The 14,949-nt window shown below is 66.8% G+C and carries 14 protein-coding genes; 7 read left to right on the top strand and 7 right to left on the bottom strand.

Going from position 1 to position 14,949, the window contains the following annotated elements; genetic code table 11:
- Positions 1-959: 959 nt before the first annotated feature.
- Positions 960-1,916, bottom strand: a complete 957-nt coding sequence (locus ACFTSF_RS33180) for a 2-hydroxyacid dehydrogenase (RefSeq protein ID WP_344149717.1) — start codon at positions 1,914-1,916, stop codon at positions 960-962.
- A 176-nt stretch (positions 1,917-2,092) separates the two neighbouring features.
- Between ACFTSF_RS33180 and ACFTSF_RS33185 the strand changes: the two genes are divergently transcribed.
- Complete coding sequence (locus tag ACFTSF_RS33185; protein ID WP_380158526.1) at positions 2,093-3,103, top strand: magnesium and cobalt transport protein CorA; 1,011 nt, start codon at positions 2,093-2,095, stop codon at positions 3,101-3,103.
- Between the two features lie 39 nt (positions 3,104-3,142).
- The gene (locus tag ACFTSF_RS33190; RefSeq protein ID WP_380158528.1) at positions 3,143-3,559 is read left to right on the top strand and encodes a VOC family protein; all 417 of its coding nucleotides are present in this window, start codon (positions 3,143-3,145) and stop codon (positions 3,557-3,559) included.
- Here the strand turns inward: ACFTSF_RS33190 and ACFTSF_RS33195 are convergent.
- A complete protein-coding gene (locus tag ACFTSF_RS33195) occupies positions 3,556-4,860 on the bottom strand; it encodes a Gfo/Idh/MocA family protein (RefSeq protein WP_380158530.1) in 1,305 nt (434 codons plus the stop codon). The genes ACFTSF_RS33190 and ACFTSF_RS33195 overlap by 4 nt on opposite strands.
- Positions 4,861-4,955: 95 nt before the next feature.
- Between ACFTSF_RS33195 and ACFTSF_RS33200 the strand changes: the two genes are divergently transcribed.
- Entirely contained in the window at positions 4,956-5,993 is a 1,038-nt protein-coding gene (locus tag ACFTSF_RS33200; RefSeq protein WP_380158532.1) for a LacI family DNA-binding transcriptional regulator, read from the top strand.
- Here ACFTSF_RS33200 and ACFTSF_RS33205 read toward each other — a convergent pair.
- On the bottom strand, positions 5,990-6,478 hold the full coding sequence (locus ACFTSF_RS33205) for an Lrp/AsnC family transcriptional regulator (RefSeq protein ID WP_380158534.1): 489 nt from the start codon (positions 6,476-6,478) through the stop codon (positions 5,990-5,992). The genes ACFTSF_RS33200 and ACFTSF_RS33205 overlap by 4 nt on opposite strands.
- 118 nt (positions 6,479-6,596) lie before the next feature.
- On the opposite strand from ACFTSF_RS33205, the gene ACFTSF_RS33210 reads away from it, so the two are divergent.
- Genes ACFTSF_RS33210 through ACFTSF_RS33220 form a run of 3 tightly spaced genes read left to right on the top strand, consistent with a single transcriptional unit; the run spans position 6,597 to position 10,004 of the window.
- Positions 6,597-7,685, top strand: coding sequence for a thiamine pyrophosphate-dependent dehydrogenase E1 component subunit alpha (locus ACFTSF_RS33210; RefSeq protein WP_380158536.1), 1,089 nt, complete (start codon positions 6,597-6,599; stop codon positions 7,683-7,685).
- 1 nt (position 7,686) lies between these two features.
- Positions 7,687-8,673 (top strand): alpha-ketoacid dehydrogenase subunit beta, encoded by a 987-nt coding sequence (locus ACFTSF_RS33215; protein ID WP_380158538.1) that lies wholly within the window; start codon positions 7,687-7,689, stop codon positions 8,671-8,673.
- The gene (locus ACFTSF_RS33220) at positions 8,670-10,004 is read left to right on the top strand and encodes a dihydrolipoamide acetyltransferase family protein (RefSeq protein WP_380158539.1); all 1,335 of its coding nucleotides are present in this window, start codon (positions 8,670-8,672) and stop codon (positions 10,002-10,004) included. Before ACFTSF_RS33215 ends, ACFTSF_RS33220 begins: the two co-directional genes overlap by 4 nt.
- 44 nt (positions 10,005-10,048) lie before the next feature.
- On the opposite strand, the gene ACFTSF_RS33225 is transcribed toward ACFTSF_RS33220, so the two are convergent.
- Complete coding sequence (locus ACFTSF_RS33225; protein ID WP_380158541.1) at positions 10,049-10,846, bottom strand: S1 family peptidase; 798 nt, start codon at positions 10,844-10,846, stop codon at positions 10,049-10,051.
- 135 nt (positions 10,847-10,981) lie between these two features.
- Positions 10,982-11,686: a TetR/AcrR family transcriptional regulator C-terminal domain-containing protein gene (locus ACFTSF_RS33230; RefSeq protein ID WP_380158543.1), complete on the bottom strand. Its 705-nt coding sequence runs from the start codon at positions 11,684-11,686 to the stop codon at positions 10,982-10,984.
- 105 nt (positions 11,687-11,791) lie between these two features.
- Here ACFTSF_RS33230 and ACFTSF_RS33235 point away from each other — a divergent pair, with 105 nt between their 5' ends.
- The gene (locus tag ACFTSF_RS33235) at positions 11,792-12,922 is read left to right on the top strand and encodes a hypothetical protein (protein WP_380158545.1); all 1,131 of its coding nucleotides are present in this window, start codon (positions 11,792-11,794) and stop codon (positions 12,920-12,922) included.
- Here the strand turns inward: ACFTSF_RS33235 and ACFTSF_RS33240 are convergent.
- Both ACFTSF_RS33240 and ACFTSF_RS33245 read right to left on the bottom strand, forming a co-directional pair.
- Positions 12,919-13,746, bottom strand: coding sequence for an aldo/keto reductase (locus tag ACFTSF_RS33240; RefSeq protein WP_380158546.1), 828 nt, complete (start codon positions 13,744-13,746; stop codon positions 12,919-12,921). The two genes, ACFTSF_RS33235 and ACFTSF_RS33240, sit on opposite strands and share 4 nt — an antisense overlap.
- Positions 13,747-13,762: 16 nt before the next feature.
- Positions 13,763-14,941, bottom strand: a complete 1,179-nt coding sequence (locus tag ACFTSF_RS33245; RefSeq protein WP_380158548.1) for an MFS transporter — start codon at positions 14,939-14,941, stop codon at positions 13,763-13,765.
- Positions 14,942-14,949: the final 8 nt, after the last annotated feature.

The following is a 14,949-nucleotide window of genomic DNA, read 5'->3' on the forward strand; positions in this document are numbered from 1 at the left end:
GGACAAACCTGTCTACCCAACAGAGCTCCGCTGCTTTACGTTCAACACACCCCTTGACACCACCCAACCCGCCTTAACTAACCGGCCTTGGGGCTCACCCCAATGCCAGCTAGTCGAGAATGCCGGCTAGTCGAGGCTCGCCGCTGCGGCATCCGGGATCCCCGCTGCCACAACGTCCGAAGAACCCGCAGCCCCGGTCTCACGCAGCCCCGGTCTCCGGATCGTCGGACGTTACCGGCGGCGGAGGTTGCGTTGGTCGGTAACTTTGGGGCGCTATCCCGCGAAAAAATTACCGGCCAACGCATCACCGCACTGCACGCACGACGAGGGGGCGCGGCTTTGGTGGGGCGCGGCGCGGGGTGGTTTGGCGCGGCGCGGGTGGTGAGGGCGCGGCGCGGAGTGGTTTGGTGAGGTGTTGCGTGGTTGATGGGGTGCGGCGCCGGGGCGGTTTGTTGGCGCGGCGCGAAGTGGTTTGGTGAGGCGCGGGGTGGTGAGGTGCGGCGTGGGTCAGCTGCCAGCAGGCTCTTTCCCGCACGGCAACCACAGCCCGGTAACCCCAGGCGACGTGGAGCCGCGGTCACCGGGCCTCGCCATCCGCCTCAGCCACCGCGGCGCCCCGCCATGCTGTCTTTTTGGTCGGCCGGGAGCGGCGATCAGCCACAGCGGACGTCACCGGCCGAGTCCTTCCGCGCCTGTACCCCGACTCGACCACCAAAAGGCGGCCGACAAAAACCAGAGGGTGCGCCGCGCGGGTGGCTGGGCTGGTTGGCGAGGCCCCGCGACCGCGGCTGCACGTGGTCTGGGGCTGACGGACTGTGGCTGAGGTGCGGGATGCTCGAGGTCTTGCGTTAGTCGGAGGAGTTTCGGGTCCAGGCGAAAATGCTCCGACCAACGCGCCAGACACCCCCGACGACCCGAGATCGCTGGCCGGCAACCAGATTGAGCACCCTCAACCACCGTCAGAGGTTTTGGGATTCTGGTACTGGGGTTAGGGCGGTTCCGTAGGTGAACCAGTTGAGGAGGTTCTCGACGACTAGGTTGCCCATGGCGATTCGGGTGGGGATGGTGGCTGAGCCGACGTGGGGCAGGAGCACTGCGTTCGGGAGGGTGAGTAGGTCGGGGTGGACCTTGGGCTCGTGCTCGTAGACGTCCAGGCCGGCTGCGTAGATCGTGCCGGAGCGGAGGGCGTCGACCAGTGCCTGCTCGTCGACGACCGAGCCGCGGGCGACGTTGATCAGGATTCCGTCGGGTCCCAGGGCCTCGAGGACCTCGGCGTTCACGAGGTGACGAGTGGAGTCGCCGCCGGGGATCACCACCATCAGCGTGTCGACGTCGTGTGCCAGCTCGAGCAGGGTCGGGTAGTAGGGATAGTCGACGTCCTTCTGGCTGCGGTTGTGGTAGGCCACCGAGATTCCGAACGGTGTCACGCGGTCGGCGATTGCCTGGCCGATTCGGCCCAGGCCGAGGATGCCCAGGCGGCGGCCGTTCATTGTTGCCTTGGTCAACGGATAGGCGCCGTCCTGCTGCCACTTGCCGGCGCGCAGGTAGCGCTCGGCCTGCGGTAGCTCGCGGACCGTCATCAGCAGCAGCCCGAGCGCGGTGTCCGCGACCTCGTCGTCCAGCACGCCGGGAGTGTTGGTGACGACGACGCCGCGCGCGGCCGCGGCGGTGGCGTCGATCTGGTCGTAGCCGACGCCGAAGCTCGCCACGATCCGCACCGCAGGTAGTCGATCCAGGAACGCGTCGTCGATGCGGGTGCCACCGGTGGCGACGGCAACGATCTCGTCGCGGCGGTCGGCGAGGACCGCGTCGGGGTCGCTCTCCTCCCAGAGCCGGATCAACTCACAGTGACCGCTCAGCCCTTCGGCGACTGCGGTATGCATCGGTTTCGGCATCAGCACCACTGGTTGTCCCATGCGTCCCATCCTCATCGACCGATCCTGCCCGGACCAGGTACCCGGTTGCCCTTTCCCAGGAACTGGACAGGAACTGAACCGGAACCGGACCGAAGTTCACCTGTTCGCCCCTGTTTCCCGGCCACCCCATCGGCGACGATCGAGACCGGGGTGAGGTTCGGGAGAGGGAGGCAACCATGATCATCGACTGCGCCTACTACCAGGACGGCCGCCGTCAGCACGTCGAGACGATGTCGGTCCGCGAGGCCGCCGCGCAATGTTCCAAGGGCGGATTCGTCTGGCTGGGGATGTTCGATCCGACCGCCGAGGAGCTCGCGCAGGTCAGCGAGAGTTTCGGCCTGCACGAGCTCGCCGTCGAGGACGCGCAGACCTTCCACCTGCGGCCGAAGGTCGAACCGTACGAGGGTGACATCCGCCTCGTCATCCTGCGCACCGCCCGGTACGACGAGGAGCGGGAGGAGGTCGAGTTCGGCGAGGTCAGTGTGTTCGTCGGGCCGGCGTTCGTGATCACGGTCCGCCAAGGTGTCGCGAGTGATCTGCACGGCGCCCGGATCCGGCTGGAGCAGCGGTCGGAGCTGTTGGAGGCTGGGACCAACTCGGTGCTCTGGGCGATCCTCGACCAGGTGGTCGACGGGTACGGTCCCGTCGTCGCGGAGCTGGAGCGTGACATCGAGGAGGTCGAGCGGACGGTGTTCGCGGGTGCGGTCGCTCCGACCGAGCGGATCTACTTCCTGCGCCGCGAGGTGACCGACTTCTACCGCGCTGTGCATCCGCTGATCGCCGTACTGGCCACGATCGAGCGCGGTGCTCGTAACACCGAGTTGCTGCCGTACTTCCGCGATGTCCGCGATCACCTGGTGCTGGTGAACGAGGAGGTGGCGGCTCAACGCGACCTGTTGGCGACGGTGCTGGAGGCGAACATGGCAGTCATCTCGGTCGAGCAGACCAAGGTGGGTGTGCAGCAGAACGCGACCATCGAGCAGTTGACCATCCTGGCGACGATCTTCCTGCCGCTGACCTTCGTGACCGGCTTCTTCGGCCAGAACTTCGGGTGGTTGGTCGACCACATCGGTGCGGAGTGGGACTTCCTTGCACTCGGCATCGGTGGCTTGCTGGTGCCCTGTATTGCCTTGTTCATCTGGTTCCGCCGGCAGAGGGCGGCGCGGCAGCCGAATCCGTTGGGGTAGCGGACGGCAGGTGTCCGCCATGGCGGTGATGCTGGGTGCATGAGTGAGCACAACGTCAGCACAGCGACCTTCCATGCGTACTTCGGCTACCGCGACGCGGTCGGCGCACTGCGATGGTTGGAGCGTGCCTTTGGATTCGAGACCACCATGGAGGTTCCGGACGAGCAGGGCGGGATCTCGCATGCGGAGATGCGGTACGGCGGCGTCGCGTTCACGCTGTTCAGTGACAGGGACGGGTATGACCGACCGGTGCGCAAGGGAGACACCGTTGGGCACGGTATGTACCTCGCTTTCGACAGTCGTGAGCAGGTGGATGAGGTGTATCGCTCTGCCCTAGCTGCGGGGGCGGAGTCGATCTGGGAGGCGGATTTGAGCGAGTGGGGCAACTACCGCTGCCGGGTCGCCGATCCCGAGGGCTATGAGTGGACCTTCGGTACGCACCGACCAGGGAGCTAGCCGAGGTTTAGGTCGGCGACGGTTACTGGTTGGCCGGTGGTGAGGGACTGGTTGGCGGCGATGCCTACTGCTACTGCGTTGATGCCGTCGTTGATGTCGGCGGCGCGGGCGAGTGGGTCGTCGCCGGGGCCTTGGAAGAGGTCTGCGTAGAGGAGGCGGTCGCCGCCGCCGTGGCCGCCGGCGGCTCGGGGGATCTCGACCTCGACTGCGGCGGTCCAGTGCTTCTGGAGGACGAGGCGTTCGCCGTCGGAGCGGATGTCGCCGGTGATCAGGTTTCCGGCCGGATAGCTCGGGTCGATGCTGGCGTCGATCACTGCGGCGCGTTCGACGACCTCCAGCTCCGCGCGGCCCTCGGTGCCGTTGACGGAGACCTTGTAGCCCTCCCAGGGGGAGTGGGCGTTCAGCGAGTAGCTGAGGCGGGCGCCGTTCGTGTACTCGGCTATGACGGCCAGGTTGTCCTCGATGGTGATGCCTGGTCCGAAGACGTCCTGGTCGCGGAGATAGCCGTCGTACTTCTCGCTCTCGAAGTAGAGGCGGCGGTTGGCTTCGTCGTGGCGGAGGTCGAGGAGCCAGGGGTCGTCGGACCAGTCGTCCACGGTGCCGCGCGGCGGGCGGGGGCCCAGGCCGCGGGCTGCGGCGTTCTGGTCGCCGTAGAAGGACAGTGCGCCGGAGGCGAAGACGCGGGCGGGTTCGGAGGCGATCCACCAGTTGACTAGGTCGAAGTGGTGAGAGGCCTTGTGGACCAGCAGTCCGCCGGAGTTCTGCTTCTGGCGGTGCCAGCGACGGAAGTAGTCCGCTCCGTGCCTGGTGTCGAGCACCCACTGGAACTCGACGCTGGTGACCGTGCCGATGGAGCCGTCCGCGATCAGCTTGCGTAGTGCGCTGTTGCGGGGTGAGTAGCGGTAGTTGAAGGTCACGACGACGGACTTGCCGGACTCCGCCATCGCTGCGGCGATCTGACGGGTGCCTTCCGCGTCGATGGTGAGGGGCTTCTCGACGATCACATCGGCGCCTGCGCGGAGGAGGCGGGAGACCACAGCTGCATGGGTGTAGTCGGGGCTGGTGACGATGACTCGGTCGACGGACTGCTCCTTGACCATGCGCTCCAGGTCGTCGGCGCCGTACTGCGGGAGTTGGTGGCCGCCGAGTCCTTCGACGTACTGCTGGTGGAAGGCGAGGCGACCGGGGTTCGGGTCGAGGAGGGCTACCAGTTCGGCGTCGGTGGGGTGGTCCTGGAAGATCGCCCGGACGTACTCACGGGCCCGGGAGCCGGTTCCGGCGACGGCATAGCGGCGGGCCATGGCGGCGGCCTCTCTACTCGTGGAGGAATCTACTCGTGTAGATCGAGGCTAACAAGGGGCTTTGCATGCGGTCAACGGTCGCTACGATCGGGGTCATGTCGTCCCCAGTCACGCGTAACGACGTCGCGCGGTACGCCGGTGTCAGTACGGCGGTTGTGAGTTACGTGGTGAACGACGGGCCGCGGGCGGTGTCGCCGGCGGCGCGCGAGCGGGTGCTCGAGGCGATCCGGGTGCTCGGGTATCGGCCGAACGCTACGGCTCGAGCGCTGCGGACGGGGAGCACGCGGACCTTCGGGCTGATCACGCCGGACGGTGGGAACCCGTTGTTCGCCGAGCTGGCCAAGGCGATCGACAAAGCCGCTGACGAGCGTGGGTACGTCGTACTGCAGACGAGTGCTGATGGTGATCCGGGAACCGAGCGCACGAAGGTCGCGCAGCTACTGGCGCGACAGGTGAGCGGGCTGGTGCTCGTGACGCCAACCGAAGCCCCCGACCTGGCCGGCGCCGACGTGCCGGTGGTTGTCGTCAACCGCGTGCTGCCCGGGGTGAGCTCGGTCAGTCCCCGCTACCGCGAGGGTGCCCGAGCCGCCGTCGAACACCTGGTTTGGCACGGTCACACCCGCATCGCCCTGGTGATCGGTGGCCCCGGCGCTCGACGCGGTGGACATGCGGCGGGCAAGGCCGCGCCCACTCCCGCTGATGAGGGTATGGGGTTCCAGCGAGGCGGGGTGCCGGAGCGGGAGCGGGGTTGGCGGGAAGGACTGCGGGGGGCGGGGTTGGCGGATGGGCCGCTAATCAGGGTGGGGTTTAGTCGGGAGGGTGGGTACGACGCGGGGCGGTGGTTGGTGGGGTTGGGGGAGCGGCCTACGGCTGTGTTTGCCAGTTCGGATTTGCAGGCGGTTGGGCTTTTGCGGGCTGTGCGGGAGGCGGGGTTGCGAGTGCCGGAGGACTTGGCGGTGGTGGCGTTTGATGGGACGCCGGAGGCGGAGTGGTGTTGGCCGGGGTTGACGGTGGTTCGGCAGCCGGTGGAGCGGATGGCGGCTGAGGTGGTGAGGCAGTTGGTTGAGGGGACCAACGGTGAGGCGACTGCTTGTCCGACGGAGTTGGTGGTTCGGAAGTCTTGCGGGTGTTAGAGGGTTCCTAGGTCTTCGAAGATGAGGGCTGTGCGGGTGCCCAGGACTTCGGGGATGGCCTGGAGCTTTTCCAGGACTACGCGGCGGAGGCCCTCGTTGTCGGCGGCGCGGACCAGGAGGATGGCGTCGAAGTCGCCGCCTACCAGGGCCATGTGTTTGATTTCGGGGATGGCTTGGAGTTGTTCGCGCAGGGTGCGCCAGGAGCTCTGGCGGAGACTCAGGGTGACGTACGCCGAGGTGGCGAGGCCCAGTTTCAGCGGGTCCACGGTGACTGTGAAGCCGGTGATGGTGTCGGTGCTGGTGAGGCGTTCGACGCGAGCGTAGGCGTTCGCGCGGGAGATGTGCACCTGCTCGGCCAGGGCGCGGATCGAGAGCCTTCCGTCGCGCCCCAGGGCCTCGATGATCTGCCGGTCGATCTCGTCGAGCGCCGGAGCGATGACCATCCGTCCAGGTCCGGCGTGATGCGGGATCTCGTCCTGGGACATTCGCACTCCAATTTCAACCGTCGATGACCAAACGTCTCGGCATTTTCCCAGGTCTGGATCCGAATGGCCAGAAGTACGACGATGTGGCCACCGTCCGTCTCCTGCGCCTGGAGGGCTCATGACTACCGTCGAGGAGCTCTTGCTCCCCTCCACAGAACCTGTCCGGTTGATCGACCAGGACGGGGTTCTGCACGAAAATTCGTCGTACCAGCTGCCGGGTGAGCAGGCGCTGGTCGATGGCTACGTTGAGTTGATCAAGGGTCGTCGGATCAACGATCAAGCCAGTGCGCTGGTCCGGCAGGGCCGGCTGGCTGTCTACCCGTCGTCGCACGGGCAGGAGGCCTGCCAGGTCGCCGCCTCGATGGTGTTGGCCGACGGGGACTGGCTGTTCCCGACGTACCGCGACACGGTCACGATCGTGAGCCGTGGTGTCGACCCGATCGAGACGCTGACGCTGCTGCGTGGTGACTGGCACTCGGGCTACGACCCGTACGCGCGCAACGTCGCGCCGCAGTCCACCCCGCTGGCGACCCAGCTGACGCACGCGGTCGGGGTTGCGCACGCGGCGCGGTTGAAGGGCGAGGACACCGTGGTGATGGCGCTGTGCGGTGACGGTGCGACCAGCGAAGGTGACTTCCACGAGGCACTGAACTTCGCGGCGGTCTTCAAGGCGCCGGTCGTCTTCTTCGTGCAGAACAACGAGTACGCGATCTCGGTGCCGCTGTCCAAGCAGACGGTCGCGCCTTCCATTGCTCACAAGGGCATCGGGTACGGCGTCCCGGGAGAACGGGCCGATGGCAACGACCTTGCCGGGCTGCTCGCCGTACTGGGGCAGGCTGTTGCCAAGGCGCGCGCCGGCGAGGGGCCACAGTTGGTCGAGGCGCACACGTATCGGGTGCAGGCGCATACGAACGCTGACGACGCGACGCGTTATCGGCAGGACGACGAAGTGACACCGTGGCTGGCGAAGGATCCGATCAAACGGCTCGAGGCGTATCTGAGCAGCGCCGGGTTGCTGAGCGACGACCTCAAGAAGCGGGCCGAGGACGGGGCCACGCGGGTGGCGCAGCAGTTGCGCGACGGGCTGATGCCGGAACCGAGTGTTGATCCGGAAGACCTGTTCGCCCACCTGTACGCCGTACCGACGCCGCAGCTGGCCGAGCAGGCCGCGTTCCTGCGGGACGAGCTGGCGCGAGAGGAGGCCTGATATGACACACCAGAAGATTTCGATGGCGCAGGCCTTGAACCAGGCAATGCGGGACGCGATGGCCGCCGACGATTCGGTGCTGATGTTCGGTGAGGACGTCGGGGCGCTCGGCGGGGTCTTCCGGATCACCGACGGGCTGACCGCGGAGTTCGGCGAAGATCGCTGCTTCGACACCCCGTTGGCCGAGTCCGGGATCGTTGGAATGGCGATCGGGCTGGCGATGAACGGGATGCGGCCGGTGGTCGAGATGCAGTTCGACGCGTTCGGGTACCCGGCGTTCGAGCAGATCGTCTCGCATGTCGCGAAGATGCGGAACCGTACCCGCGGCCGGGTCGCGTTGCCGATGGTGATCCGGATGCCTTATGCCGGTGGGATCGGCGGGGTTGAGCACCACTGTGATTCTTCGGAGTCGTACTACGCGCACACGCCGGGGTTGACGGTTGTTGCTCCGAGCACTGTTGCGGACGCGTACACGTTGTTGCGTAGGGCAATCGAGTGGCCGGATCCGGTGGTGTTCATGGAGCCGAAGAAGCTCTACTGGGCCAAGGAGGAGGTCGATCTGACTGAATCTGTGCCGGGGATCGGGAAGGCTGTTGTACGGCGGGAAGGCGCGGACGCGACGCTGATTGCGTATGGGCCTTCGGTGCCGGTCGCTCTCGAGGCCGCGGAGGCTGCTGCGGCTGAGGGGCGGCAGCTGACGGTCGTGGATCTGCGGTCGGTGGTGCCGTTTGACGACGAGACGGTTTGTGCTGCAGTACGGCGTACTGGGCGGGCTGTGGTTGTTGCCGAGGCGAGTGGTTTCGCGAGTGTGTCGTCGGAGATCGTTGCTCGGGTCACCGAACGGTGTTTCCATTCGCTGGCCGCGCCGGTGCGGCGGGTGACCGGGTTCGACATTCCGTATCCGCCGCCGAAGCTGGAGAGGTTCCAGCTGCCGGGGGTGGACCGGATCCTTGACGCTGTTGACGATCTGCAGTGGGAGGACTCGTGAACACGTTCCTGCTCCCGGATCTCGGTGAGGGGTTGACCGAGGGCGAGATCGTGCGGTGGTTGGTGGCCGCTGGTGATGTCGTCGCTGTGGATACGCCGGTTGCTGAGGTCGAGACGGCGAAGTCTGTCGTGGAGCTGCCTTCGCCGTATGCGGGGGTGGTTGAGGAGCTGCATGGTGAGGTTGGGACGGTGATCCCGGTGGGGAAGCCGCTGATCACCATCGGGGCTGAGGTCGGTGCGGCCTATCGCGAGGAGGAGCGCGCGGGGTCCGGGAATGTGCTGATCGGCTATGGGACTGGGGAAGCCGCCGGTGCCGGCCGTCGGCGGAAGCCGCGTGGTGCTGCCGTTGCTGTTGAGCCGCGGGTTGTGCGGGTGATTTCACCGCTGGTACGACGGTTGGCTCGCGATGCCGGTGTGGATCTCAAGGGGTTGGTGGGGTCTGGGGCGGACGGACTGATTGTTCGGCGGGATGTGGAGCTGGCTATCGCACGCCGTGTTGGACCTGCGGCGGACGAGGTCGTGCCTGGTGCCGCCGAGAATGTTGTTAGTCCAAGCCTGGCGCCTCGGGCTGAAGTGAGTGGAGGGTTGCCGGCCGGTGCCCCAGCTGCCGTGACTGGAGTCGACTCTCGGACTGGGCTTGGGGAGTTGAAGCGGGAACAGATGAGTGGGTTCCGGAAGGTTGTGGCTGCGACTTTGAGTCGGAGTCGGCGGGAGATTCCGGAGGCTACTACTTGGGTTGATGTTGATGCGACCGCGTTGCTCGAGTTGCGGGAGTCGTTGCGGTCGGCAAGTGATTCGGGGCCGGGGTTGCTGGCTTTGATGGGGCGGTTTGTGGTTGCTGGGTTGGTGAAGTATCCGGAGCTGAACGGGTTTGTGGATACTGAGCGGGATGAGCTTGTTCAGTTCGATGGGGTGAATCTCGGGCTGGCGGCGCAGACTGAGCGTGGGTTGGTGGTGCCGGCGGTTGTCAACGCTCACCAGTTGAGTGCGCGTGGGTTGGACGTGGAGATTCGGCGGTTGATGGAGACGGCCCGTGCTGGGCGGTTGACGCCGGAGGAACTCAACCGTGGGACGTTCACGTTGAACAACTACGGGAGTTTCGGGGTGGATGGCAGTGCGGCGATCATCAATCATCCGCAGGTGGCGATCCTGGGGGTTGGGCGGATCATTGATCGGCCGTGGGTGGTGGACGGCGAGCTGGCGGTGCGGAAGCTGACTCAGCTGTCGTTGGTGTTCGACCACCGGGTGTGTGACGGCGGGACGGCTGCGGGGTTCCTGCGGTTCGTGGCCGATGCGTTCGAGAATCCGGTGTCGGCGTTCGCAGACCTGTAAAAGTAGAGTGGCCGGCCCCCGTGGGCCGGCCACTCCAGGTGTGACTAGTTGTTGATCTGGGTGGTCAGTGCGCTGTAGTACGAGGCGACCTCGGCGTACACGCCCGGGTTGCCGGCGTCGGCGCAGCCGATGCCCCAGGAGACGACGCCGAAGAGGCGGCCGTTCAGGACGAGCGGGCCACCGGAGTCGCCCTGGCAGGAGTCCTTGCCACCGGCCTTGTAGCCGGCGCAGATCTCACCGTTGGCGACGTAGCCCTCGCCCGCGTACTGCTGCTGGCAGTAGGAGTCACCGAGCACCGGGGTGAGCACCTTCTGGAAGCGGTCCGAGGGGCCGGTGCCCTCGGTCTCGCCCCAGCCGTACACGGTCGATTGCGCGCCGACCGCGTCGGCAGCCCGGCTGGACTCCAGCGGCAGGGTGGCGATACCGGTGAACGGCGTGGTCAGGGTCAGTACGGCGACGTCGTGGCCGGACTGGACGCCGTACAGCGGGTCCTTCCAGATCTTGGAGATCTTCGAGGTCTTACCGACCGTGGTGCGCAGGTCGTCGCGACCCTGGACTGCGGTGTAGGTGCTGATCGGCTGCGTGACGCAGTGCGCCGCGGTGACGATCTTGTTCGCCTTCACGAGAGTGGCGCCGCAGTACTGGTCGTACGGGTCGGACGAGCGGGTGTTGTTCAGCGCGATCGCCCACGGGGTCTGCGCGGTGCTGGCCAGCGTTCCGCCGACGATCGGGGCCGGCGGCTTCGACTTGGCGGCCTGCGCCTGACCCACTGCTCCGGCTGATGCTGCCACCAGGATGACGGCGGCGAACGCGGCACGGGCGAGCTTGAGCTTTCCTGTCATGCCTCACACTCCAGGGTTTGTTTGGGACCGCAGGGCGGCGCGGTCCCATCACCGTGAAGAGTTGTACGACGACAGGGAGTAGCACAAGCGATTGACCGGGCACAGTGGTGACGGGTCATCCCTGTGTCACAAGCGTCAGGAAAGCTGCCGTGGTCGCAGTCCGACCAGAATCACCCGGAGTCCCGCGGAAAACCGTGCTTCCGGACCGGCGCGGTTGGCGCGGTTGAGGTACGCGGCCAGACTCTCCGCGCCGACGCCGAGCTGGTCGCCGGCCTTGTTGGCCCACTGGCGCTCGGTCAGTCCGCTGCGACGGACCATCGCGGACCAGGCGGAGTCCGTGACGGCCGAGCCGATCAGGTAGTGGAAGACAGCCGAGACCGCGGAGTCGAGGTGCTCACCCTTGAAGCGGGCGCCGGCCAGGATCGAGACGAGCTGGTCGGTGAACGCCTGGTAGTTCGGACCGAGACCGGCGTGGGTCGCGAGCAGCTGCGGCGCCCAGGGGTGTTCCCACAATGCCCGGTACGCCGCTGTGCACGCGAGGGTGAGGTGGTCCCGCCAATCGCCCGGGCCGGCGTCGGCGACCGCCGTACCGAGGATTTCGTCGACTGCCAGCTCCAGCAGGTCGTTCTTGTTGGCGATCCGCCAGTAGAGGGCGGAGGTCGCGGTGGTACCGAGCTCGGCCGCGATCTTGCGCATCGAGAAGCCGTCGAGGCCGTCGCGGTCGAGGAGCTCGATCGCGGTGCTGATGATCTGCTCGCGGGTGAGAGGTGCCCGGGTCGCCTCGGCCTCGGTCCGGAGCCATACCGAACCGAGTGCCGTCCGTTCGTCTGCTGCTCGCACTGAAACAGTGTGTCAGATTTGAAGACGATGTGTTAGCAACCAAAGTCGCACGACCGGGGACGGAGGGTGGACGACTCGGTCGCGCTGTCGGCGAAGACTCGGGGTATGAGCGAATCGCGGATGGATCGGGCGCAGTTCCTTCGACGTGCGGCTGCTCTCGGGCTGGTCGCGGGGGCCGCCCTGCCACCACCCGCCGCGGCCGCCGTGGGGAGTGAGACGCAAGCCCGGTCCCTGGGTGGAGGTGGGCGGCGGCTGGCGTTTCGGGGGGTGGCTTATGACGTGGGGACGGGGTTCCTGGGGGATGACAGCCGGGTGCGGTGGAGTCGCGGGTTGATGCAGGGGGAGGTTCGGGCGATTCACGATCGGCTGCACGCCAACTGGGTGAGCGTCTACGGGAGCGATGTGGGGCGGTTGGTGGAGACGGCGACCGAAGTGCTGAAGCAGGGGATGGCGGTTTCGGTGCAGCCTCGGGCGTTCGATGAGCCGCAGGCGGATGCGTTGGGGAAGTTGCGGGAGGTGGCGATCGGGGCGGAGCGGTTGCGGCGGCGGTTCGGGGCGGAGGTGATCTTGGTGGTCGGGTGCGAGTTCATGTTGTTCACGCCGGGGATCGTGCCGGGGGCGGACTTCTTCGAGCGGGTCGCGTACCTGGAGAAGGGCGACTACGACATGACCGAGTTGCAGCGGAAGTTCCGGGTGTTCACCGCGCAGATGGTGAAGGTTGCCCGGCGCCACTTTCACGGGCGGATCACGTACGGCGCCGCGCACGATCTGGAGAGCGTGGACTGGTCGTTGTTCGACATCGTGGGGCTGGACTTCTACGGAACTGATCCGAAGGAGCTGGCGCCGTTTCGGCGGTGGGGGAAGCCGATCATGGTGCTGGAGTTCGGGTGCTGCACGTTCACTGGGGCGCCGGAGCTGGGTGGGATGGGCTGGGACATCGTCGACACCAACGGCGAGATTCCGCCGCAGTACATCCGTGATGAGCAGACCCAGGCGGATCACCTGGTGAAGATGCTGAAGGTATTCACCGCCGAAGGCTTGCTCGGTGCTTCGATGTACACGTTCATCTCACCGGACGCGCCGCATCGGCCGGACGACCGCCCGCACGACGAGGACATCGCGGCGTACAGCCTGTGCAAGGTACTGCGGAAGGATCCCGACGACCCGGCGTCGTCGTACCGCTGGGAGCCGAAGGAGTCCTTCCATGCTGTCGCGAACTACTACGCGAACTGCTAGACCGCGTTGAAGGTGTCCGGGTGCGGACCGGTGCGCTCGTCGCGGTCTAGTGGGGTGATCGTGGCGAGGTCCTCGTCCGACAGTTCGAAGTCGAAGACGTTGAGGTTCTCCTTGATCCGGGCCGGTGTGACGGACTTCGGGATGACGATGTTGCCGAGTTGGAGGTGCCAGCGCAGCACAACCTGCGCGGGAGTGCGCTCGTGCTTCGAAGCGAGTGCCTCGATGACCGGGTCGGTCAGCAGCGAACCGCCCTTGGCCAGCGGGCTCCACGCCTCGGTGCGGATGCCGAAGTCGGCGCCGTACGCGCGCACCTCGTCCTGCTGCAGGAACGGGTGCAGCTCGACCTGGTTGACCGCCGGGGTGATGCCGGCGAGTTCGTTGAGCCGATCCAGGTGGTGCGGCTGGAAGTTGGAGACGCCGATCGCGCGAACCCGACCGTCGGCCAGCAGCTTCGAGAGCGCGCGCCAGGTGTCGACGTACAGGTCGAGGTCCGGGGCGGGCCAGTGGATCAGGTACAGGTCGAGATAGTCGAGACCGAGCAGGCCGAGGCTCTGGTCGAAGGCCGTCAACGCCTTGTCGTAGCCCTGATCGGCGTTCCACAGCTTGGTTGTGATGAAGAGCTCGTCGCGGTCGATGCCAGAGGCAACGAGTGCTTTCCCGACACCGGCCTCGTTCTGGTACGCCGTCGCGGTATCGATACTGCGGTAGCCCGCCTCGAGAGCCGCCGTCACGGCCGCCGTGGTCTCGTCGTTCGGGACCTGGAACACGCCGTACCCGAGCTGGGGCATCTCGACGCCGTTGTTGAGCTTCACGGTGGGAATCATCGGTGGATCAAATCCTTCAGACTGTAGTGAGAACAGGTTCGGTGGCGGTGCGGCGGCGGTGGTCCAGTGCCCCGGAGAGCACGGCGACACTCAGGCCGGCGAGGGCGAGTCCGGCGCCGACCCAGTTGGGGGCGGTGTAGCCGAGACCGTGCGAGATCGTCAGGCCGCCGAGGTACGCGCCGATCGCGTTGCCGAGGTTGAAGGCGGCGATGTTGGCCGCGGAGGCCAGTGCCGGAGCGCCGGCCGCCTTGTCCATGACTCGCTTCTGCAGCGGAGCCACGGTCGCGAAGCCGGCCGCGCCGAAGAGCGCGATGGTGATTGCCGCCGGCAGCTTGGCGTGCGCGGTGAAGACGAACACGACCAGTACGGCGGCCATGACTGCGAGGGCCAGGTACAGACTCGGCATCAGTGAGCGGTCCGCCGCCTTGCCGCCGAGCAGGTTGCCGACGACCAGGCCGCCGCCGAACAGCACGAGCAGCCAGGTGACCGCGCCGGCCGAGAAGCCCGCGACCTCGGTCATCATCGGCGCGATGTAGGTGAACGATGCGAACACTCCGGCGAACCCGAGCGCGGTCATCGCGAGCGCGAGCCACACCTGCACGTTCTTGAACACGGCCAGCTCGACCCGAAGACCGGGGCCTTCGGCAGTGTCCTGCCGCGGAACCAGGAAGACGATCCCGAGCAGCCCGATCACACCGAGCGCGGTCACCGCCCAGAACGTCGACCGCCAGCCGAACTGCTGACCGAGCGCCGTACCGCCGGGGACGCCGAGCACGTTGGCCACGGTCAGCCCGGTGAACATCAGCGCGATCGCGCTGGCCTGCTTCGCCTTCGGGACCAGCGACGCCGCGACCACCGAGCCGACGCCGAAGAACGCGCCGTGCGCCAGGGCGGCGACGATCCGGCCGGTCATCAGTACGCCGTACGTCGGGGCGAGCGCGGCGAGCAGGTTGCCGGCGATGAAGACACCCATCAGCGCGATCAGCACGGTCTTGCGGGACACCTTGGACCCGATCGCGGTCAGCAGTGGGGCGCCGACGACCACGCCGAGCGCATAGCCGGAGATGAGCAGCCCGGCCGACGGGATGCTGACCCCGAAGTCGGTCGCGACCTCGGGCAGCAGGCCCATGATCACGAACTCGGTGGTGCCGATCCCGAACGCACCGATCGCCAGAGCGAGTAACGCCGCAGGCATAGTTTCTG

Origin of the sequence: Kribbella sp. NPDC056951, assembly GCF_042674205.1 — a bacterium.
Classification (GTDB): domain Bacteria; phylum Actinomycetota; class Actinomycetes; order Propionibacteriales; family Kribbellaceae; genus Kribbella; species Kribbella yunnanensis.